Annotated in this window: 24 protein-coding genes; 15 read left to right on the top strand and 9 right to left on the bottom strand. The window is 64.0% G+C overall.

What is annotated here, in order from left to right; all coding sequences use genetic code 11:
- Positions 1-809 precede the first annotated feature (809 nt).
- The 3 genes from MUG94_RS10350 to MUG94_RS10360 all read left to right on the top strand — a co-directional run bounded on the left by MUG94_RS10350 (position 810) and on the right by MUG94_RS10360 (position 2,575).
- Entirely contained in the window at positions 810-1,331 is a 522-nt protein-coding gene (locus tag MUG94_RS10350) for an adenylyl-sulfate kinase (RefSeq protein ID WP_227909313.1), read from the top strand.
- Between the two features lie 327 nt (positions 1,332-1,658).
- Entirely contained in the window at positions 1,659-2,243 is a 585-nt protein-coding gene (locus MUG94_RS10355) for a hypothetical protein (protein WP_227909314.1), read from the top strand.
- A gap of 8 nt (positions 2,244-2,251) precedes the next feature.
- Positions 2,252-2,575 carry a hypothetical protein gene (locus MUG94_RS10360; RefSeq protein ID WP_104053963.1) on the top strand — a complete coding sequence of 108 codons (324 nt, stop codon included), beginning with the start codon at positions 2,252-2,254 and terminating at the stop codon, positions 2,573-2,575.
- Between the two features lie 312 nt (positions 2,576-2,887).
- On the opposite strand, the gene MUG94_RS10365 is transcribed toward MUG94_RS10360, so the two are convergent.
- Positions 2,888-4,627, bottom strand: a complete 1,740-nt coding sequence (locus MUG94_RS10365) for a hypothetical protein (RefSeq protein WP_227909315.1) — start codon at positions 4,625-4,627, stop codon at positions 2,888-2,890.
- A gap of 326 nt (positions 4,628-4,953) precedes the next feature.
- On the opposite strand from MUG94_RS10365, the gene MUG94_RS10370 reads away from it, so the two are divergent.
- The 6 genes from MUG94_RS10370 to MUG94_RS10395 all read left to right on the top strand — a co-directional run bounded on the left by MUG94_RS10370 (position 4,954) and on the right by MUG94_RS10395 (position 10,067).
- Positions 4,954-5,538, top strand: a complete 585-nt coding sequence (locus tag MUG94_RS10370) for a recombinase family protein (RefSeq protein WP_227909316.1) — start codon at positions 4,954-4,956, stop codon at positions 5,536-5,538.
- Between the two features lie 50 nt (positions 5,539-5,588).
- Positions 5,589-6,290 (top strand): histidine phosphatase family protein, encoded by a 702-nt coding sequence (locus MUG94_RS10375; protein WP_227909317.1) that lies wholly within the window; start codon positions 5,589-5,591, stop codon positions 6,288-6,290.
- Between the two features lie 15 nt (positions 6,291-6,305).
- Complete coding sequence (locus tag MUG94_RS10380; RefSeq protein WP_227909318.1) at positions 6,306-6,860, top strand: DUF3090 family protein; 555 nt, start codon at positions 6,306-6,308, stop codon at positions 6,858-6,860.
- On the top strand, positions 6,860-7,627 hold the full coding sequence (locus tag MUG94_RS10385; protein WP_227909319.1) for an SCO1664 family protein: 768 nt from the start codon (positions 6,860-6,862) through the stop codon (positions 7,625-7,627). Before MUG94_RS10380 ends, MUG94_RS10385 begins: the two co-directional genes overlap by 1 nt.
- Positions 7,628-7,671: 44 nt before the next feature.
- A complete protein-coding gene (locus tag MUG94_RS10390; RefSeq protein WP_227909320.1) occupies positions 7,672-9,102 on the top strand; it encodes a lipase maturation factor family protein in 1,431 nt (476 codons plus the stop codon).
- An 89-nt stretch (positions 9,103-9,191) separates the two neighbouring features.
- Positions 9,192-10,067 carry an alpha/beta hydrolase gene (locus MUG94_RS10395; RefSeq protein WP_227909321.1) on the top strand — a complete coding sequence of 292 codons (876 nt, stop codon included), beginning with the start codon at positions 9,192-9,194 and terminating at the stop codon, positions 10,065-10,067.
- A 26-nt stretch (positions 10,068-10,093) separates the two neighbouring features.
- On the opposite strand, the gene MUG94_RS10400 is transcribed toward MUG94_RS10395, so the two are convergent.
- From MUG94_RS10400 to MUG94_RS10420, 5 genes are all read right to left on the bottom strand, one after another.
- Positions 10,094-11,059, bottom strand: a complete 966-nt coding sequence (locus MUG94_RS10400) for an IS481 family transposase (RefSeq protein WP_247098809.1) — start codon at positions 11,057-11,059, stop codon at positions 10,094-10,096.
- A 104-nt stretch (positions 11,060-11,163) separates the two neighbouring features.
- The gene (locus tag MUG94_RS10405) at positions 11,164-11,952 is read right to left on the bottom strand and encodes a pullulanase X25 domain-containing protein (protein ID WP_227908359.1); all 789 of its coding nucleotides are present in this window, start codon (positions 11,950-11,952) and stop codon (positions 11,164-11,166) included.
- Positions 11,953-12,011: 59 nt separating this feature from the next.
- Positions 12,012-12,812 (bottom strand): lipoate--protein ligase family protein, encoded by an 801-nt coding sequence (locus MUG94_RS10410; protein ID WP_227908358.1) that lies wholly within the window; start codon positions 12,810-12,812, stop codon positions 12,012-12,014.
- Between the two features lie 4 nt (positions 12,813-12,816).
- Positions 12,817-13,605, bottom strand: coding sequence for a thioesterase family protein (locus tag MUG94_RS10415; protein ID WP_227908357.1), 789 nt, complete (start codon positions 13,603-13,605; stop codon positions 12,817-12,819).
- Positions 13,606-13,672: 67 nt separating this feature from the next.
- Entirely contained in the window at positions 13,673-14,509 is an 837-nt protein-coding gene (locus tag MUG94_RS10420; RefSeq protein ID WP_227908356.1) for an aldo/keto reductase, read from the bottom strand.
- A gap of 166 nt (positions 14,510-14,675) precedes the next feature.
- Between MUG94_RS10420 and MUG94_RS10425 the strand changes: the two genes are divergently transcribed.
- Positions 14,676-15,644 carry an aldo/keto reductase gene (locus tag MUG94_RS10425; protein WP_227908355.1) on the top strand — a complete coding sequence of 323 codons (969 nt, stop codon included), beginning with the start codon at positions 14,676-14,678 and terminating at the stop codon, positions 15,642-15,644.
- 42 nt (positions 15,645-15,686) lie between these two features.
- On the opposite strand, the gene MUG94_RS10430 is transcribed toward MUG94_RS10425, so the two are convergent.
- Positions 15,687-16,421 (bottom strand): SOS response-associated peptidase, encoded by a 735-nt coding sequence (locus MUG94_RS10430; protein WP_227908354.1) that lies wholly within the window; start codon positions 16,419-16,421, stop codon positions 15,687-15,689.
- A 72-nt stretch (positions 16,422-16,493) separates the two neighbouring features.
- Between MUG94_RS10430 and MUG94_RS10435 the strand changes: the two genes are divergently transcribed.
- From MUG94_RS10435 to MUG94_RS17230, 3 genes are read left to right on the top strand one after another with little or no spacing between them, the layout of a single operon-like run.
- Positions 16,494-16,826, top strand: a complete 333-nt coding sequence (locus MUG94_RS10435) for a hypothetical protein (RefSeq protein ID WP_227908353.1) — start codon at positions 16,494-16,496, stop codon at positions 16,824-16,826.
- 39 nt (positions 16,827-16,865) lie between these two features.
- Positions 16,866-17,846, top strand: coding sequence for an NAD-dependent epimerase/dehydratase family protein (locus tag MUG94_RS10440; protein ID WP_227908352.1), 981 nt, complete (start codon positions 16,866-16,868; stop codon positions 17,844-17,846).
- A 59-nt stretch (positions 17,847-17,905) separates the two neighbouring features.
- Positions 17,906-18,028, top strand: coding sequence for a hypothetical protein (locus tag MUG94_RS17230; protein WP_279324694.1), 123 nt, complete (start codon positions 17,906-17,908; stop codon positions 18,026-18,028).
- Positions 18,029-18,264: 236 nt separating this feature from the next.
- Here the strand turns inward: MUG94_RS17230 and MUG94_RS10445 are convergent, their stop codons facing one another.
- Both MUG94_RS10445 and MUG94_RS10450 read right to left on the bottom strand, forming a co-directional pair.
- Positions 18,265-18,411 carry a toxin-antitoxin system HicB family antitoxin gene (locus MUG94_RS10445; RefSeq protein ID WP_227890117.1) on the bottom strand — a complete coding sequence of 49 codons (147 nt, stop codon included), beginning with the start codon at positions 18,409-18,411 and terminating at the stop codon, positions 18,265-18,267.
- 88 nt (positions 18,412-18,499) lie between these two features.
- Positions 18,500-19,072, bottom strand: coding sequence for a glycoside hydrolase family 25 domain-containing protein (locus MUG94_RS10450; RefSeq protein WP_227908351.1), 573 nt, complete (start codon positions 19,070-19,072; stop codon positions 18,500-18,502).
- 39 nt (positions 19,073-19,111) lie between these two features.
- On the opposite strand from MUG94_RS10450, the gene MUG94_RS10455 reads away from it, so the two are divergent.
- A complete protein-coding gene (locus tag MUG94_RS10455) occupies positions 19,112-19,945 on the top strand; it encodes an SDR family oxidoreductase (protein WP_227908350.1) in 834 nt (277 codons plus the stop codon).
- 111 nt (positions 19,946-20,056) lie between these two features.
- Positions 20,057-20,449, top strand: coding sequence for a DUF6507 family protein (locus MUG94_RS10460; RefSeq protein ID WP_227908349.1), 393 nt, complete (start codon positions 20,057-20,059; stop codon positions 20,447-20,449).
- The last annotated feature ends 2 nt before the right edge of the window (positions 20,450-20,451 follow it).

Below are 20,451 nucleotides of genomic sequence, written 5' to 3' on the forward strand. Positions count from 1 at the left end.
TGGTGTGTATGCCATCTTCACCAGGACCGGCGTCGGTGGTCGCATCGATATAGTTTCTCTCGCGTGGTCGACTAGTACCAGCTCGATCTCTGAAACGATCTGCGCGGATGGAGGCAGCGGATTAGTCATATCGCGATCGTAGAGACTTCACCGGGTTCGACCAAGCCAGTGTCCGTTAGCTGATCCCTCAGTGATCGTTTCGTCTTACTACTTGCTGCCATTGCGGCGGTGTGGCAGGCGTTGTGGCAATATTCTCGCGGTCGGGCACCTGTACTGATTTTGTTGCTGTGGCGGGTGAATGCAGTCTTGGGCCGTCGCTGTCCACCATCATTGTGGCGGTACTCCTCTGGGAGCCTAGCGGTATCGCTTTTCTACGTATGGTGGAGCGACGATCGGCGAGCGTGAAGGCGAGCTCAGGATCCCGTCGCTAGTGTCTTTTGCCTTCGTCTGGCCCCAATGGCGTCCGCTCTTGTTTGCCCCGATTCATGAAATTCAGCCGAAATGGCCACCCGAGGATCAAGATGGCACCAATAGCTACGAAAAATATGTTTGGCCCCGTCCATCCCTCATAACTTAGGCGCAGGATGGGCGGGAGAAAAATGCATACGCCGACAAGGATTCCACACCAAGCTTGGAACCTATTTCCATAACGGGACGAGGATGACGGGCTCAAGTTCTGACCTGCCGCTGGGGCTCACGCATACCAGGAGTCTAATCACCACGTTGATTTTTGATAGACCTGTCCGCAAGCCGATCCTAGATCGGACGGTCCTTGCATTTGCGAGGTATCGGATAGAACAGTTAGGCGAATGCGCTCCCACGTCCTTTTCATCAGCGGCCGTTCCGGCGTCGGCAAGTCCACCGCTGCATTGGCCCTGCACGAACAACTCATTGGACACGACGTCCAGCACGCCGTCATCGAGGGCGATTACCTCGACCTAGCCCATCCCGCACCACATGTGGCATTTCCCGCAGACAGCCTCGCCGAGCAGAACCTGGCCGCGATGTGGACCGCCTACCGATCACTGGGTTACCACCGACTCATCTACACCAATACGGCGGCCGTCCTTACACTGTCCAGCTTGGTGGCAGCTCTGGGCGATGATCCACTCGTCACGGCGGTTCTGCTGCGCAGCAGCGACGAATACGCTCGTCCACGGTTGGAGCGCCGAAATCACGGAGCAATCGACCCCTCTCTGATCGGTCATAGTGCCTTTATGGCGAACCTGCTCGATAAGGAAGCTCCGGCCTCCGTGCACCGGATCGATACCGACCAGCTCCAACCGTCAGAGGTGGCGGCCCAACTGCTTGCTCTAACGAATTGGGCGTAACTCCGTCTCTCGCCACGACGCCCTGGGGATCCCTGGCCGGACACGTCATCTGTCCGCCTCGGCACTCCCCGCGTTCCATGGCCTGGCCTTATGCTCGCCGGTCTTCGCGCCGCCATACGTAGATGAGCCACACCGCCAGACCCCATAGGACTCCCGCCAAGATCATGGTGGACGGCGACGCCCCAAAACTGCATTAACCCGCGACGGCAACAGCAAGTAGTAGCCAGTTCAAACGACGTTTCCCCCGCTTGATCACGATTTCCTCCCGACCGGGCTCTGCAGCTCTGACCTTTGCTGTCCGCACACTACGTTGTGCCCACAGCTTTAGTGAGCGTGGTCGCCGGCGCAGCTGAAGCCGGAGAATTCTGCGCTGAAGACTGTGCCGATGCTGATGTCTCCGCTATTGATGACGAAGCCGGTGCGGCACATCCGGCAAAAGAATATGACCAGCAATTACCGGACGAATCGGAACATTCGCAGCCGCATGCATCGGCCATGGCCGCCCTTACCGGTGCGTCCGCAGCACCGACCCAAGCCACACCGCAGGCCGGCACAGAGACTGAAGCCGTCGCGCCGCTTTCGGACGACGTTTTGTCGGTAAACGTCACCTGCCATGAAGATAAGCATTACCAATGGAATGTGAATTACAATGCCGGAGCCCCTGAGACCACATATGCGGTCTACGCTGACTACCGGTATGAAACAGGCGGCGGATTCGACGGGGGCGGCGGCTCCTTCTCAGACCCCCTTGCCAGCACCACTGCTGCCCACTATGCGGGAGTCCTGACTACGGGAATTTATGGCATCGGTTCCAGCGGTACTTCGACCGGGCACGCTGGCCCCAATGGGACCCGCGTGTACGTGACCGTCACCGTCAACGGCTACACCCAGGAAGGTTGGGACGATTGCTAGGATTAGGCATGGATAATCTTCCTGAAGGCATTCAAGTATCCTCCAACCATCGCCCAGGCGAGCCTCTGCGCCCATGGGAGGACACCCAGCTCGCCGGCGCCGACCTGACCCTGGCAATCAAAACTGCGCAAGCCGAAGACGCCGTTGTTCGCCTCATTAACGGCGAGGACCTCTCCAAGGATGACATCATCTCCTTCGGACGGCTCAACGCGGTCTGCGTCATGAGATGGTACGAGCCGGTGGTGAACCTGCTCGGCCCGCGCAGCCCTGAGCTGCACCCGAATCATATTGCTCTGATCCGCAAGCACAGCAAGCTCTTCCGCCAGCGGTAGCGATACCAGATTCTCCAGGGGCCCGTTCCGGCAGTTGTCCGGGCTGGGCCCCTTCTCTGTGCAGGAGAACTGCTTCTCGGAGCCAACCCCCCCCAATAATCCCCCGCGCTCTTTGGGGGATTCCCCCCTGTAATCCGCGGTTGGAGTGGGCTTGGCGGCCCGTTGGACGGGCGTCTCAGAAAACGATGGCCGAAGGGGCATCCAGGCGTCCTCCAACGGGATCCATCACCGGGCGCTTTCGAGGGCGGGCCAATGCAGCAATGAGGGATATTTCAGAGCATTCCGTCTGCAGGGACTTCGCTAACCTCGTCGTCATGTAGCACTGGATGCGATCAGAGACAGGTATGCCAACCACACGGCTACACCTGATGAGACCAACGAAAGAAGTGCCACAAACAATGACCAACGCTGCGATCGAATGCCCTCGATGGATGCGTTCAAACTACTGGAGAGGTCGAGGATATTGAGAAGCTCACGGTCAAGGTCAGCCAGCCTGCGTGCATCCTCTGCCTGTCGGTTAGCCCAGTCCTTTAAGAGGCCCTTCTTCGACTTTCCCCAGCGATCGGTTTCGCGTCTGCGGGTCGCCAGCTCGGGTACCACCCACTCATAGCGGTTGGCGCTGGCTGCCAGGGACTGAATGTCACGAGCGACGGTGGCCATGTCGAGGCTTGAGCGGAGAACAGATTCCCGCAGCTTCTTTGCACTTGTAACCGGTCGACGGGAGTGCATCGAGCTTGCCTGGTCTCGAGCACGGGCTACGGCTATTTGCTTGATACGCAGCAACTCGAACAAACCGAAACGAGTGATCAATCCAGGGGCTCCAAAGTCAAGGTCGATCATGATCCCCTGTTCGCTGCGCTCATCACCCCTGTATTTGAACTCATTCTTACGTCCGAGTGCATCATCATATTTGGCAACCATCGCTAAGCCTGAATCGCGCACCTCCCGGTTAGAGGTCTCAAAGGCGTAGTCCATGACCCGTACGCGTTTCCACTCCGGCGAATGAATCAGAGTGAGCGGGCTCTTGTTAAGTCCCAGGGCACGATCAAAATTCATGTCATTACGGTCCCGTTCTTTTCGACTGAACGGATCGAATCTCTGAGTGAATAAAAGGTCGAGTACCGGGTGTGAGGCCCTTGCCTCAATGGCGAAAAGACCCGGAAGCTCGTTCGCAAGCCAATTTCGCCCAGCTTGATGTAGTTCCTCGCGTTTCATTTGAACGGCTTCGAGAGCGACGTACATCCGTTGACGGACGTGCAGGCGCCCTTTGACTCTGCACAGTCGGGGCCGGTACTCCGCCCGCAGAGCGTCGTCGAGCGATGCGGCGGCGGCATCGGTCAAGTCGAAACGAGCGACAACTGCGGTCAGAGCAGATCCAAGGGGCAGCAGCCTAAGAGAAATTGTCTTGAACGGATCGGGCAGACGCATCCGCACCGCGCTTGGAAAGAATCCCTGGTAGTCGTGGCTGACTAGTGTCGCAATGTCTTGCACACCTAGGGAACCGTCTCGCTGGCGTCCTTGTCTAACAGCATCGTCGGCTCCCTCTGTCCGAATGAAGTCCGCCCGACTCCACTTGCGCGATCCGATCCGTCGAGCGAGGTCCTCAGCGTGGCTGGGTGAGTAGTATTCGACCAGCCAGAAATACGGGAGAGACACCTTCTCATCTTCGGGGACAACCACGTTGTACAACGGGTCATGAGGGTGCGCAATCTTTTCCCGGTCGTAATGGTTGAAAATAAGCAGCCAGTTTTGCAGCCGATTGATTGCTCGCCGTGCAGCCTTGGGCATCTTCGCCCAGTAGCGTCGGCCTACGAATAAGACGTTTAGCAACGAATAGGGCACGTCATACCACCGACGTCCCGTACCGATCACGGGCACCAAACGAAACTGCCGATCCACTTCGTCGCGGATACTGCTGTTGATTCCAGCCAGGGGCTCTGCTGTTTCGCCAGAAGCTACCTCACTTCGGCCCTCAGGCGCCGGTGCCTGGTCCGCGACTGGTGAGGCACCTGATTTATCCTCAGAGAAGGCGACGGCGCGTTCAGTTGTCATGCTTTCATCGTATTCTGAGGCCTATTGATTACCGTCTTAACGCGCTTAGGAGTGTGCTCTGAAGCGGAGTGGGCTAATTTGTGGAGCTGGTCTTGCGGTTCAGCCCAGGTCGCGACGGACTTCTGCGGGTCGACGCCTCCAAAGCGGGAAGTTTATATACGCGGCCGCGCTGTTGACTATGTCCGCAAGCCGGTCCCCCACCACGACGCGACCGACCGCACTTACCCACCACGAAGTAGCCGTATACCTGCTTGACCTCGTGATTCGCGTATACCCCGCCCGACCGTATGCCCGGTGAGGGTAGCGCAACCGCTACATTCGGATCCATGAGTGCCCACATCGTCGGTTACGCCCGCGTGTCCACCACCGAGCAGGACCTCACAGCCCAGCAGAACCAACTCGCAGCCCTCGGTGTCCCCGAAGACCTGATCTACACCGACCACGGGTTGACCGGCACCAACCGTGACCGGCCCGGGCTGCGTCAGGCCCTGGCGGCAGTCCGTGACGGGGACACCTTCGTCATCACCAAACTTGACCGTCTCGCCCGTTCCTTGCCCGACGCCCGTGACATCCTCGAAGAACTCACGAAAAAGAATGTGAAGCTCAGCATCGGCGGATCCATCCACGATCCGTCGGACCCCGTCGGACGGCTGCTGTTCAACGTCCTCGCCATGGTTGCCGAGTTCGAATCCGATCTCATCCGGGCCCGCACTCGGGAGGGCATGCAGATCGCCAAAGCCAAAGGCCGGCTTCGCGGCAAACAGCCCAAACTCTCCAAATCGCAGGAAGCACACGTGGTCTCGCTGTACAACGCAGGAGAACACACCACCACGGAGATCGCAGAACTCTTCCAGGTCGCCCGCAGCACGGTGTACCGCATCATCCAGCGAACACACCCCCCAGGCAACTGACGCGCCGGTCGGTTCATCCCCTCCCCCACACCCATGACTAGGCTGGGGGAATGGCAACAGTAATTCTCGTGCGGCACGGCCGCACCACAGCGAACGCCTCCGGGCTGCTGGCCGGCCGCACCCCCGGCGTCTCCCTCGACCAGACGGGCCGTGACCAGGCGGCCGTCACCGGGGACCGGCTCGCCGCCGTACCCCTGGTCGGCGTGGTGTCGAGCCCGCTTGAGCGGTGCCGGCAGACCGCACAGCTCATTCTGGACCGCCAGCAGGGCGCTCCGCATGCGCCGATTGAAGCTGACCTTAACGAGTGCGATTACGGCTCCTGGCAAAACCGCACGCTCGCTGATCTCGCGAAGGATGAGCTGTGGCCGGTGGTGCAGTCCCAGCCCTCCGCCGTCACCTTCCCCGGCGGTGAGTCCATGGCTGCGATGCAGGCCCGGTCGGTGGCCGCCATCCGGCGCCACGACGCGGCTTTCGAAGCCGAACACGGGCCGGGAGCGGTGTGGGCGGCGGTGAGCCACGGGGACATCATCAAGTCGGTCCTGGCCGACGCGCTCGGCATGCACCTGGATCTCTTCCAGCGCATAACCGTGGGCCCGGCCTCCGTGTCGATCGTGCACTACGGCAAGGGCCGCCCCACGGTTTTCGCGACCAACACCGACGCCGGGGACCTGTCCTGGCTGGCGGCCAGCACGGCGCCGGGCGACGCTCCGGTCGGCGGTGGCGCAGGACATACGGCGCCACCGGCCCAATGAGCCTAGAGTAGTCCTATGCCTACAACCGTTCACGAGTTCGCCTGGCCCGACCGCGTTGTCGTCGGCACTGTCGGCGTTCCGGGTCAGCGCACGTTCTACCTGCAGGTACGCACCGGGAAACAGATCGTCAGCATCGCCCTCGAGAAGCAGCAGTCGGCCCAGCTGGCCGAGAAGATCGACGAGATCCTCGACCAGCTCATGACCATCGAAGGCAATCCCTTTCACGTTCCCGCAAGCACACCCATCGAGCTCGTCGACAACGACGATCTCGAGCCGGTTCAGGAGCAGTTCCGCACCGGGGTGTTGAGCCTGGGCTGGGATCCCACCACGGCCCAGCTCGTCATCGAGGCCTATCCCCTCGAAGAGGTTGACCCGGACGACGACGGCTTCCTCGAAGAGGATGACGACGCCGATCCCGCCGAGGTGCTGCGGGTCAGCATGCCGGTGGGCACCGCCCGGGCCTTCGCGAAGCGCGCGCGGGAAGTGGTGGGCGCCGGGCGTCCGATCTGCGTGATCTGCGGTCAGCCGATCGACGCCGACGGGCATACCTGCACCTTCCCCGAGGCCTGATGCCGGCGTCGGACCTGGGAACCGCTGAGCTGACGCTTACCGGCCGCATCACGACGGCGTCGAACGCCACCTTTCTGGGCTCCATTGGCGGTGCCGCCGTCGTCTACAAACCGATGGCGGGCGAGAAGCCGCTGTGGGACTTTCCCGACGGGTTCCTGGCGCACCGGGAGGTGGCCGCCTACCTGGTGTCGGAGACCCTGGGCTGGAACATCGTGCCGCGCACCTTCCTGCGGGACGGCCCGCTGGGCGAAGGAATGGTGCAGCTCTGGCAGCACACGGACCCGGAGCAGACCGCGGTGGACCTGGTGGCTGCGGACGACGTGCCCGGAACCGGCTGGAAAGAGGTCCTTGAGGGTGAGGACCAAAACGGACGGATCGTCGCCCTCATTCACGAAGACACGCCGGCGCTGCGACGGATGGCAGTGTTCGACGTGCTGGTCAACAATGCCGACCGCAAAGGCGACCACATCCTCGCCATGGGCGGCGGCCACCGGTACGGCGTGGACCACGGGCTCACCTTCCACAGCGACCACAAACTGCGGACGGTGCTGTGGGGCTGGATCGGCGAAGAGTTGACCGCCGAGGAACTCGAGGGCATCGACCGGATCCTCGAGGGACTGCGGGGGAAGCTGGGCTCGGAGCTGTCGGAGCTGCTCACGGCCGAGGAAATTGCTTCGCTAGCCGCGCGCTGCGCGCGGCTGCGCTCGGCCGGACAGTTTCCGGCGCCGAGCGGCGGAATGCCCGCGGTGCCCTGGCCGCTGTTCTAACGGCCCTCCCGGCGCAGGACCTCACCGGCTACGGTGGATGTGCCATGGATCTTTTCAGCGCCGAGGGATACGAATTTGCGCGGCAGGTGCTGCAGCGCGGCATCGCCGCCGTGTTTCTGATCGCCTTCATCTCCGCCGCTAACCAGTTTCCGGCGCTGCTGGGTGAGCGCGGACTGCTGCCCGCACCCCGGTTTCTGGCCCGGACCGCCGGCCGCGGCATCCCCACCCTGTTCCGTTGGCATTACTCGGACCGGTTCCTGCTGGCTGTTGCCTGGACCGGCGCCGCCGTCGCCGCCCTGCTCGTTGCCGGGCTTCCCCAAACCGGTCCCCCGTGGCTGCCGATGGCAGCCTTCCTCCTGCTGTTCGGGCTGTACCTTTCCATCGTGAACATCGGCCAGACGTTTTACGGCTTCGGCTGGGAATCACTGCTGCTCGAGGCCGGCTTCCTGGCGGCGTTCCTGGGCTCCAACGAGGTGGCTCCTCCGGTCACGGTGCTCTTCCTCTTCCGCTGGCTGGTCTTCCGGCTGGAGTTTGGAGCCGGGCTGATCAAGATGCGCGGGGACCGGGTGTGGCGGGACCTGACCGCCCTGTATTACCACCATGAAACCCAGCCAATGCCCAATCCGGCCAGCTGGTACTTCCACCACCTGCCCAGACCCCTGCACAAGGCCGAGGTGCTGGGCAACCACTTCGCCCAGCTGGTGGTGCCGTTTTTCCTCTTCTTTCCGCAGCCGGTGGCGGGGATTGCCGCGGCCGTGGTGATTCTCACCCAGCTGTGGCTGGTGCTGTCCGGGAACTTCGCCTGGCTGAACGTGCTGACCATCCTGCTCGCCTTCAGCGCAGTCGCCGATTCCAACCTGTCGGTGCTCTTTCCTGCGGTGTCCTTTGCCGGCCCGGACCCTTCCGCCAACCCTGTCTGGTTCACCGTCGTCGTACTGGCCGTGACGGCCCTGATGCTCTATTGGGCGTGGAAGCCGCTGCGGAATCTGTTCAGCCGCAACCAGCTGATGAACGCCAGCTTCAACCGCTGGCACCTGTCCAACGCGTACGGCGCGTTCGGCAGCATTACCCGATCCCGCAACGAGGTCGTGATCGAGGGAACCCTGGATGATCCCGGCGCGGACGCCCGCTGGCTGGCCTATGAGTTCAAGGGGAAGCCCGGCGACCCGTCACGGCGGCCGCGCCAATTCGCCCCGTACCATCTGCGGCTGGACTGGCTGATGTGGTTTCTGGCGCTGGGTGCCTCCGGCGGTTCCTGGTTTCCGGTGCTGCTGCAGAAACTGCTCGACGGCGACCGCCGCACCCTGGCGCTGCTGCGCACCGACCCCTTTGCCGGGACGCCGCCCCGGTGGGTGCGGGCGAGGGTGTACCGCTACCGGTTTTCGACTCCCGCGGAACGCCGGGCCGACGGCGTGTGGTGGGTGCGCGAACCTGCGGGCTTCCTGACCGGACCCGTGCGGCGAATCGGTGCCTGAGGCCTACCGTTCGGCGCGCTGCAAATGGCAGACTTGCCAGCATCACCAGCCGGCAACCCGGATCACTGCGGATGCGAGGAGCACTGACCATGACTCCAGTGGGATCCCTGCCGAGGACTTTGGCAGCCCTGGACCGGGGCGGCCTCCAGTCCGAGGACCGCACCCCCGTGGTCTTCATCCACGGACTGTGGCTGCACGCCACCAGCTGGGATTCCTGGGTGGAGCTCTTTGAGGAACGCGGCTATGCGCCGTGGGCTCCCGGCTGGCCGGGTGAACCGGAAAGCCTTCCGGCCGCCAATGCCTTTCCGGGTCCCATGGCCGGAACCGGCGTGGCCGAGGCCCTGAGCCATTATGAAGAACTCATCGGCAGGCTGCCCCGGCCGCCGGTACTCGTGGGGCATGCCTTCGGCGGGCTGCTCGCCCAGCAGCTCCTGGCCCGGGGGCTGGCCGCAGGTGCGGTTGCGGTGGCGCCCGTTCAGTTCCGCGGTGTCCTCCGGCTTCCCCCCGTCCAGATGGCGTCCCTGCTTCCCGTGCTGCGGAACCCTCTGAACGTCCGGAAAATTGTTCGCCAAACCCCGCAGCATTTCCGACGGGACTTCGCCAACGCCGTTTCGGAACGCGAGTCCAATGACATGCTGGCCACCTGTGTCATGCCGGCACCCGGACGTCCGCTGTTCCAAGCTGCGCTGGCAAACGTAAATCCGCGCACCCCGGTCCGGGTGGACACCACTGTGGACAGGGGGCCGCTGCTGCTGGTGGGAGCGGGCCGGGACCGGGTGGTTCCGGCGTCGGTGGTCCGGGCCGCCGCCCGCCGCTACCGAAGAGCAACCTCACCCACCGAGTACATGGAGATCGAAGGCAGCGGTCACTCGCTGGTCATCGATCACAGCTGGCAGATTCTGGCGGAAACCGTGCTCGCGTTCCTGGACCGGCACGGGCTCTCGCCGGAATCGGCGGACGGCTAGCAGCCCGGTCTAGATGTACCCGGCCATTAGGTTGGTAGCAGGCGGCTGATGGGTGGTTTGCCTCCGAGTGCGCTGTGGCGTCGTTCATTGTTGTAGTGCTCGAGCCATGGCGCAAGTGCCGCTGCCCGCTCGTCGTTGCTGGTGAAGATCCGTCGGTAGGCCCATTCGGTGGCCAGGGTGCGGTTCAGGCGCTCCACCTTGCCGTTCTGCCAGGGGCAGTGCGGTTTGATGAACTTCTGCGTGATGTCGTAGGCGGCGCAGAGATCACGCAGCGAGTAGCGGTAGGCCCAGGCGTTGTCGGTCATCAAGCGCTCGATCCGTGTGATGCCGTGTGAAGCGAAGTAGGTGATGGCACGTTCCAGGAATCCCGCGCAGGTCGGTCCCTTCTCGTCGGGCAGGATCTCGCTGTAGGCCAGCCGGGAGTGATCATCGATCACGGAGTGGACGTAATCGTAGCCGACTTTGATCTGCTTGCGCGCGTTCGTGGAACCCATCTGCCGCCCGTGGGCCTTCCAGCCGCCGCCGTCGGGGATCTTGCCGAGCTTTTTGACGTCCATGTGCACCAGCTCGCCGGGCCGTTCGCGCTCGTACCGCACCGCAGTGGCCTTCGATGAGCGGATCACCTCTCCGGTGATCGGGTCGCAGTCACGCAGGAAGGCCGTGCCATGGCGGCGAAGGATCCGGGATACCGTTCGCGCCGGGACGCCCAGCATCGGTCCGAGCACGTCGGGCCCGGCGCGATGCTCAGCGCGCGCGGAGAGGACCTTCTGCTCAGTGTCGGTGCTGGTGCGCGTTGGCATCGTGTGCGGCCGGGAGGATCGTGTGGCCAGCCCTGCTTCGCCTTCAGCGTCGTAGCGGTCGATCCAGGTCTTCACGCACTTGCGTGAGACACCCATAGCGGCCGCGATATGGGCCTGTTTCCAGCCAGACTGGTGGCGATGGACGATCAGCAGCCGGCCATAAACGGTCAAACGGGCACTACTGTGGGACACGAGAACCTCCGGGTTGGAGCGGGCCTTTGACAAGCCACATCCCATCCGGAGGTTCTCCTTCGTTCAACCAGACACGCCGCTACCAACGTCCTGGCCGGGTACATCTAGACGTTGACGTCAGGCTTGGTGACCACCGTATGCGTTGCGTGGTCGTACAGGAACGTCAGCGGACCGCCGTCGTGCGCCATGTCCATGTTGGCGCCGTCCCGGTGACCGTGCCGCCCGTAGTTCTCCTCCCAGGATCCGTCCAACGCCACCTTGTATTCGTAGTGTCCCGCGGGGAGATCTGCGGTGAGCTTCCAGAGCTCGTCATTGCGGTCAAAGGTAAGCTGCAGGCCGGCCGGGTCCCAGTCGGCCTGGCCCAGGGCGCTGCCCAGGGTACCGGCAATAACGACGGCGCCCGGCTGCGGAAAGGAGGGTTCGGGCCGTTCGGTGCCCGCATGGGCGCCGTGGTGTTCCTGCGGAACTTCCGGCACGGCCACGGAATCCTGCAGTGCCTCTTCCACGACTTCCTCCACCTCAGCTGCTGCGGGCGAGGCGGCGGCCGGAGCAACTGCCTTGCCGTTCATGGCGGCCAGCAGATCGGCGGTGTCCGGGAAATCCTGCAGGGCGCGGCGGCCGGAGGCGGTAATGCTCCAGCCCGCCCGGCCTTCCTTGGTGATCCAGCCGGCTTTGACCAGCTTGCCGGTGGCAGTGGCCAAGGCACGTTCTCCGCGTGCGGCGCCGCTGGCCAGCGTCTCGGCTTCAGTCCCCGTCAACGGCACGCGGGTCACGGCGGCGGAGAGGACTTCTCCCCTGCTGATCCGGCGCTCGGCGGACGGATCCTCCGCAGCCAGGACTTCCAAGACTGCCTTGAGCCTCAGTGCAGTGTTTTCAATGCTGTTCTTCGCCAACGTCTCTCCTTCGTTTCAACGTGCAGATCCTTCACTAAGCTTACTGATCGCCGCAGAGGCTACCGGACCGGAGCGGCCCCGGACACACTGGCGCCGTGCTGCAACGCGTGTGCCAGCGCGTCGAAATTCCCGGTGGCCAGCGGAACACAGGCAGCATAGGCCTCGATCAAGGCCGCCTCGACGCTGTTCAGATCAACGGTTCCGGTGTCCTCCGCGGCGCCGGCAGTTTCCGGATTCCAGTCCAGGCCCAATGCGGAGTAACACTCGGTCAACACACGCCGCAGCGGAGCTGCGTCCTGCACCACAAACACCGAGGAAAAGAGCCAGGCACCGGACACCACGCGCTGCGCCGTGCCAACCAGCTTGATTTTCCTGCCACCGCCGGCGGTGCCGTGGACGGTGAACTCCCCCGGGCAATACTCCCCGGAGATTTCTCCCACTGCGGCATCGGCGCCTGCCCGCCGCAGAGCTGAGGCATACATTTCGCCGAAGGCAGCGAATCTTTCCCGGGAACCGGTCACCGCCTCTGTTCCTGGTTCCACATGATCCAGAATGAGGCAGCCTTGGTGGTAGGCCGCAGCCCGTCCGCCTGCCTTGCGCACCAGGGGCTCGAAGCCCTGCAGCCGGCAGGCCCGGGCGGCGTCGTCGAACCCGGGCAGGCGCGCGTCGCGCTGGCCCAGCGCCACGGTGGGCTGCGGCCGGTATACACGGAGCGTCGGGCCCAGCTCCCCTTGCTTGGCCGCGGCCAGCATGGCCAGGGCAAAGTCCAGATCCTCCGCAGCGCCCAGGCTTTGATGCTGGCGCACCACCGTGAGCGGTGTCGCAGCCCCGCCGGCTGGACCGAATAAGTCGCCGGACATGGTTCTAGGCCTGCCCGCCAAGCCGGCGCACGGTCAGAATCTGTTCACTGCGGCCAAAGGGCCCCTCGCTGTCATGCAGCACCGAGGACGTCAGGCCAATGCCGTCCGTTCCAAACGTGACCCGGGTGTCCAGCCCCAGCCACTCTCCCCGGGGCTCCCGGTGAAGGTGGATCTGCAGGTCGACGTTGGGGAACATGTAGCTGTCCCCGCCCGGCGGAACCCTTGCCGCAATGCCGTTGGCAGTGTCCACCAGGCCCACCATGCGCACCAGGTCCGACGTTGTTTCTCCCTCCAGCATGGAGTAGGGCGTGCGGATCCACACCTGCCCGCGGCCCGGGCGCAGGCCCGGCACGGCGCGGAAGTCCAGGGACCCGATGAAGTCCCCCGGCCACGCGGTCATTCCCCGGGCCTCTTCCAGGCCGTCGGGTCCGGGCATCGGCGCATCCTCCAGGGCTGCCACTTCGCCGGTGGAACCCAGCGCCAGCCGCCAGGCGGTGGCCCGCACCGCCGTCCGGCCGCCGGCAATCAGTTCAGCTTCCAGCAGTTCGATGGTGCGGCCGGGGCGCAGGACCTTGGTCCGCACGTCGAAGGTGCCGCCGGGGATGACGCCGAGGATGTCATAGCTGATCCTGGCCAGGCGCATGTCCGGGCGGGGGCTGCACGTTTCCAGCGCATGGGCGAGCAGGCCCGAGACGGGAGCCATGTGCTGCTCGCTCTCATTCCAGGCGCCCTGCGTATGGATGGTGGATTCAAAGGTTTCCTCGCCCAGGGCGCGGTAATACGACTCGGCCACAGATGTGCCCTCCTTGGTTCAGGTTTGTGCTTCAGGCTACATCAGCGGCGGCCCGGAGGTGCCTGAGTCAGTACTGGCTGAAGGCAGCCGTGGCGGGGTCCGCGCCGATCCTCCTGCCGGCGTCGAGCTCGTTGATCTGCTCCATGTCGCGGGGCGAGAGCTCCAGGCTCACGGAGGCGAGGTTCTCCCGCATCCGCTCCGGAGTGGCCGTCTTTGGGATGGCGATGTTGCCGGACGCCAGATGCCAGGCCAGCACCACCTGGGCCGGTGTTGCATCGTGGCGCCGCGCAATATCAATCACGGTGCTGTTCGCCAGATCCTCGCTCTGCCCCAGCGGGCTGTAGGCCTCAACCGCCATGCCGTGGCGGCGGGAAGCATCTGCGAGCGCCCGCTGCTGGAAGGTGGGGTGCAGTTCAATCTGATTGACAACGGGCGGAACGTTGGCGGCCTGGGTGAGTTCCTCCAGATGTTCGGGGAGGAAATTGGAAACGCCGATGGCGCGGGCCAGTCCGTCGGAATAGATTTGTTCCAGGTCCTGCCAGGCCTGCAGGAACAGTCCCTGCGAGGGAACCGGCCAGTGGATCAGGTACAGGTCCACTTGCTCCAGGCCCAGCGCTTCCCGGCTGTCCTCGAACGCGGGGCGTGCCCGCGCCTGGTCCCCGTTGCGGAGTTTGGTGGTGATAAACAGATCTTCGCGGGCAATGCCGGATGCTGCGACGGCGGCGCCCACTGCTGCTTCATTCTTGTAACCGGCTGCCGTATCGATGTGCCGGTAGCCGGCTTCGAGGGCACTTTCGACGGCTCCCTGGGTGCTCTGCGGGGGGATCTGAAATACTCCGTAGCCGAGCTGGGGAATGCGGACTCCGTTGTTCAGGTCCAGTCCCGGGACATGTTCATGCGTCATTGGAGTGCCTTTCGTTGCGTTTGGCCTCCACCCTATTTCCCGCAGGAACTGTTGGATACCCCTAGTCCGGGGAGTGCCCGGGCGAGCAGAATGGGTCCTGCGCCCGCGGTCCCGATGCCGCGGGCCGGCTGCTCAGCCACCGACCACCCCGAGTGAGGATTCCTCCATGCAGTACACCCATCTGGGCCGTTCCGGCCTCAGCGTCTCCCGCCTGTGCCTTGGCACCATGAACTTCGGCCCCAAGACCGAGGAAGCGGACGCCCATGCCATCATGGACTCCGCCCGGGAGGCAGGCATCAACTTTTTTGATACCGCCAATGTCTACGGCTGGGACAAGAAGGGCTGGACCGAGGAGATTGTGGGCCGCTGGTTCGCCAAGGGCGGGGGACGTCGTGAAGACACCGTGATCGCCACCAAGCTGTACGGTTCCATGAGTGAGCGTCCCAACGACACGTTCCTCTCGGCGCTGAACATCCGCCGGGCGCTGGATGCCAGCCTGTCGCGGCTGCAGACCGACTACATAGACCTGTACCAGTTCCACCACATTGACCGGAACACCCCGTGGGACGAGATCTGGCAGGCCATGGAGGTGGCGGTGCAGCAGGGCAAGATCATCTACAACGGCAGTTCCAACTTTGCCGGCTGGCACATTGCCCGCGCCCAGGAAGCTGCCCAGCGCCGGAACTTCACCGGACTGGTCAGTGAACAGAGCATCTACAACCTCATCACCCGGGCCGTGGAGCTGGAAGTGATCCCGGCGGCACAGCAGTACGGGTTGGGGCTGCTGCCGTGGTCACCGCTGGAAGGCGGCCTGCTGGGCGGAGTGCTCAAGAAGACCGAGGAGGGCGGCCGGCGCACGGAGGGACGGGCGAAGGAAGCCCTGGAAACCCACCGTGAAGCGCTGGGCCAGTACGAGGATTTCGCCGATGAGCTCGGAGTTGCCCCCGGCGTTCTGGCCCTGGCCTGGCTGCTGCACCAGCCGGCCGTCACCGCGCCGATTGTCGGTCCGCGGATTCAGGCACAGCTCGACGACGCCCTCACGGCCCTGGACACGGACTTGGACGCCGAGGCGCTGGCCAGGCTCGACACCATTTTCCCCGGTCACCGCACCGCGCCGGAGGACTACGCCTGGTAAAGGGCAGCGGGCGGGAGGTTCGCTTGCCTCATTTCCTGCCCGCTACGCCTCCGGCGCGGGGAGGATCAGCTCGGGGCCGTTGTTGCGCACCGAGTTGACCTGGCTGGACACCACACGCGGAGTCAGCACCGGCTCCGGAATGGCATCCAGCAGCTGCTGCACATGGCTGGTTTCCGTGAGCTGCGGATCGAGCCAGTCCGGGTAGAGGTCCGGCGGGACGATCAGCGGCGTGCGGTCATGGATGTGCCCCAGGGCGTCGCTGGCTTCGGTGGTGATGATGGTGAAGCTCAACAGCCATTTGTGTTCATGGTCTTCAGGCAGCGAAGGATCGGGCCAAAACTCATAGAGACCGGCGAAGGCCAGCGGATCCTCCGACGGCGAATACAGATACGTGGGAATCTTGGTGCCGCCGGACTTCTCCCATTCGTAGTAACCGTCGGCGGGAACCAGTGCCCTGCGCTTCACGGCGGCTTTGCGGAACGCCGGCTTTTCCAGGATCGTCTCCCGGCGGGCGTTGATCATCCGTGCTCCGATTTTCGGATCCTTTGCCCACACCGGCACCAGCCCCCACTTGGCCGTGGCCAGCCGGCGGACCGCCCCGGGCCGGCCGCCGTGGTCGTGCTCTGTGCTGCGGCCGATCCGCTCGGTGACGATGCGCACGTTATCGGTGGGCGCCACGTTCCAGGACGGAGCGACGTCCTCCCCCACTGCCTGATCTGCGGCGAAGGCTGCCACCAGGTCCGATGTTGCTTTCGCCATCACGTATCGTCCGCACATGGTCCCATTGTGCCTGCCGCAGCGGGAACTCCAGAGCATCCAGCCATTCGAATATGTGTTCTACTTTTAAGTATGGATCAGGACGCGGCAGCACGGATCGCCGCCCGCTACGCCCGGCGCGCGGAGCCGATTGAACTCACCCCGGAGGAACTGGACTTCGAACACCACCCCGCCGCCACGTCGGTGCCGGGAATTCCCGTCTGGGCCTGGATCCGGTTTCCCAACTGCGCTGAAAGAGTGAAGGGCGAGGCGTGCACCTGGAACGACAAAGCGGTGCAGGTGCTGTGGACCGACGCCGGCGTCCGGCGCGCCACGTGGGTGTGGGCATCCGCTGTCACCCGGCGCACCAGCGGCGGCCGGAAGAGCGGGCTCGGCGAGCGAACCGCGGGCACCGGCACTCCGTAGACTGTGTCCGGCAGCGTTGGATCCAGACTGGGAGCACACATGGATATTCTTCTTATCGGCGGTACCGGAGTCATCAGCTCCGCCGTGGCCGAGCATGCAGCCGCGCTGGGCCACCGGGTGACCCTCCTTAACCGCGGAGCGTCAACGGTGCGCCCGGTGCCCGACGGAACCGAGGTTCTTCACGCTGATGTCCGTGACCCGGACTCCGCTGCCGAAGTCCTGACCGGCCGTGAGTTCGACGCCGTTGCCGACTTCATCTCCTTTGTCCCCGAGCAGCTGGCGGCCAGCATGAACCTCTTCCGCGGGCGCACCGGGCAGTACGTGTTCATCAGCTCGGCCTCCGCCTATCAGAAACCGCCGGCCCGGCTGCCCATCCTGGAATCCACTCCCCTGCGCAATCCCTTTTGGCAGTACTCGCGGGACAAGATTGCCTGTGAGGATCTGCTGACCGCCGCCTACCGGGAGGAGGGGTTCCCCGGAACCGTGGTCCGTCCCTCCCATACATATGACCAAACCATGATCCCGCTCACGGGCGGGTGGACGGATCTGCACCGGATGCGCGCCGGTCTGCCGGTGCTGGTCCACGGAGACGGCACCTCGCTCTGGACGCTGACGCACAGCCGCGATTTTGCCCGCGCGTTCACCGGGCTGCTGGGCCGGCCGTCCGCCGTGGGCGACAGCTACACCATCACCTCGGATGAATTCCTGCCGTGGAATGAGGTCTACCGCATCATGGCGGCGGCAGCGGGGGTGCCGGAGCCGCAGCTGGTGCACGTCCCGTCGGACACCATTGCCGCCCGTGATCCCCGCCGCGGGCCGGGCCTGCTGGGCGACAAGTCCCACTCGGTTATTTTCGACAACTCCAAGATCAAGGCCCTGGTGCCGGGGTTCCAAGCCCGGATTCCCTTTGTTGAAGGCGCAGCCGAAATCCTTGCCTGGTACGACGCGCACCCTGCGGAGCAGAAGGTCGACCAAGGGTTCATGACCCTGTCCGACCAACTGGCCGCTGCGGCCGGCTGATGCGCCGGAGGCGGACCGGAAAGACTGGCTAAGACGACCAGCGCTTCATGAATGCGGCCATGGCATCACGGGCGACGGTCTGTCCCGGCCGGTACTCGGATGCGCCCCCAGCCGCGGGCGAGCCGGTTGATGCCCTGCTGGACGCCAGCCAGGAGATTTCCTTATACAACTGGTGGATTTAGTGACATCAGTGAAGGGTGATGCCTTGGGTGCCGTGTATTTCGGTGACCCCTTCAGCCGGTAAAGGAAGGCTGCCACGGCGTCCCTGGACACCCATTGCCCGGGCATCAAAAAGAATTTCCCGGAATTCGGGGCGATGCATCAGCGGCTGCTGCCCCGCGGAAATGTGGAAACTCTTTTGTCCTGCCGGAAGACAGGAATGCAGAAAGAAGTTTTGTCCGCTGTTTTAGGAATGCGGTTAGGCGATGTGATTCCGGCGATTGCGGTGTTCCAAAAGCAGCCTGGCCCCGTTGACCACCAGGGTTTCCACAGGAACCCCTTGCTCCTCGGCCAGCTCCTCCAGCTCCCGTCCCAGCTTCGGCGGGATCCGCAGTTCAATGTTCATGCGTTAAATCGTATCGGCGCCGGAGACCGCCGATGACCGATCGCGAGTTCATTACGTCACCCGGCGCCTGCCTCCGGCGAACGGCGCATCAAACCGCCATTCGCCGGATGCCGGCCGGAGCTGCCTGGAACTTGCTGTCAAAGCGGTGTAGGAAAGCCGCCATCGCGTCGCGCTTGATCGGTTTGTAGGGGCGGAATGTACCGTCACTCCAACCGGTTGAAATACCGGTGGTCTGTGCCTCGGCTGTCCCGTTCCAGACGTTGGAATCGCCCACAAACGGACCGGTGCTGCTGTACTGCCACACGCTGTAGTAGCGCCAGCTGTAGTAGCGCCAGCTCGCGGGCAGCGGACCGGCACCAACCTCGTTGTCGCTGGCGATGTGCAGCAGTGTGACCACCAGTCGGTGATGGTGTAGATCATCGGAGCGTGGACTGTGCGGGCCTTGCCCTGGTTGGAGAACCCCTTGATCCAGCGGACCATCTGAGTTTGGCTCATGTACCAGGTGTTTCCCAGGTTTAAGCTCCATTGCGTTGGCAGCCGAAAACACCATCAGCAGCCCCGCGCCGGTGGTTTGTTTTTCTGCCCTAAAAAGGAGATGTTTCCCCTTCGGGAGCTGGCCGTCTGCACCTCTTGGGAGAGTAATGTCAGCAACACCGGACAAGCTCTCCCCTGCCGGAAACCCTATGAACATTGGAGCGTCATGGCAGCTGAAGTACTGGTCATTATTGGAATGGGCGGCATGGGACAGGCCGTCCTGCGCCGCTCGGGCGCCGGACGCAAGGTACTGCTGGCCGATTTCGACGAATCGCTTTTGGAGACTGTCGTGGCCACCGCGGTCGGGGACGGGTACGACGTCGTTTCCCAGCGCGTGGACGTATCGTCCCGCGATTCGGTGGCGGCGCTGGCCGCAACGGCCGCGGAACTGGGCTCGGTCACCGGCGTCGTGCATACGGCGGGACTCTCTCCCGTCCAGGCGCCGGTGGACGCCATCTGGAAGGTGGATCTGTTTGGTACCGCCCTGGTGCTGGACGAGTTCCAGAAGGTTATTGCACCGGGAGGCTCCGGCGTCTTTATCTCCAGCATGTCCGCGTACATGGTGGGCGGCCAGATTCCCGCTGATGCTCTGGCCAGCCTTGCCGCAGTGCCAACGGATGATCTGCTCCTGGTGCCGTTCCTCGCCGGCATCGACAACCCCGGATACGCCTACGGCATCGCCAAACGCGCCAACCAGGTGCGGGTGCAGACAGCCAGCCTTGCCTGGGGTGCCCGGGGCGCACGGGTCAACAGCATCAGCCCCGGTGTCATTTCCACGCCCATGGGCCAGCAGGAGCTCGCCGGTGAATCGGGTGCGCAGATGCGGGCCATGATCGAAGGATCGGGCACCAAGCGCGTGGGCACACCGGGAGACATCGCCAACGCGGCAGCTTTCCTGCTGGGACACGACGCCAGTTTCGTCACCGGTATGGATCTGCTGGTCGACGGCGGTGCAGTAGCCGCCGTCGACACCGCGCAGCGCGCACGCGTGGCGGACTAGCCACCCCCTGGGCAGCGGTGGATATCCCCAGAACAGCTGCCACGCTTGTCAGCCGATTACCGCTTCCCTACTGTCCCGGAGTATGCCGGGAGGAACGGCACCGGATCGACTGTGAGCAGTTCTACGGGGGTGCAGGTAGTGAATGACGGCATGCGTTATGACATCGATGTGGCCGGGGTGCGGGGAACCCTGCGGGTGGCACAGGGACATTTGGAAGACCTTTCGGTCCAGGACGTCCGCTCGGCGGGCAACGATGTGGAGAACGGACTCGGAGCGAGCAGGACACGCGCTGCGTTCAGCCGCTACGCCGATGAGGTCCTGGTCCGTGACACCGAAGCAACCCTGATCCGCATCCGGAATGCCATTGGCGGAGTGAGCACCGCCATGGATCACTACGTTGCCGCCGACCACACGATGACCGCCGACGCGCTGCGCGCCGCCAGGGCACTGCCCCCGCGTCCGGCCGCCCGGCACCCGTTGTCGGGAAGCGCTGCCGAACAATGATC

The organism is Arthrobacter gengyunqii (genome assembly GCF_023022985.1).
Classification (GTDB): domain Bacteria; phylum Actinomycetota; class Actinomycetes; order Actinomycetales; family Micrococcaceae; genus Arthrobacter_B; species Arthrobacter_B gengyunqii.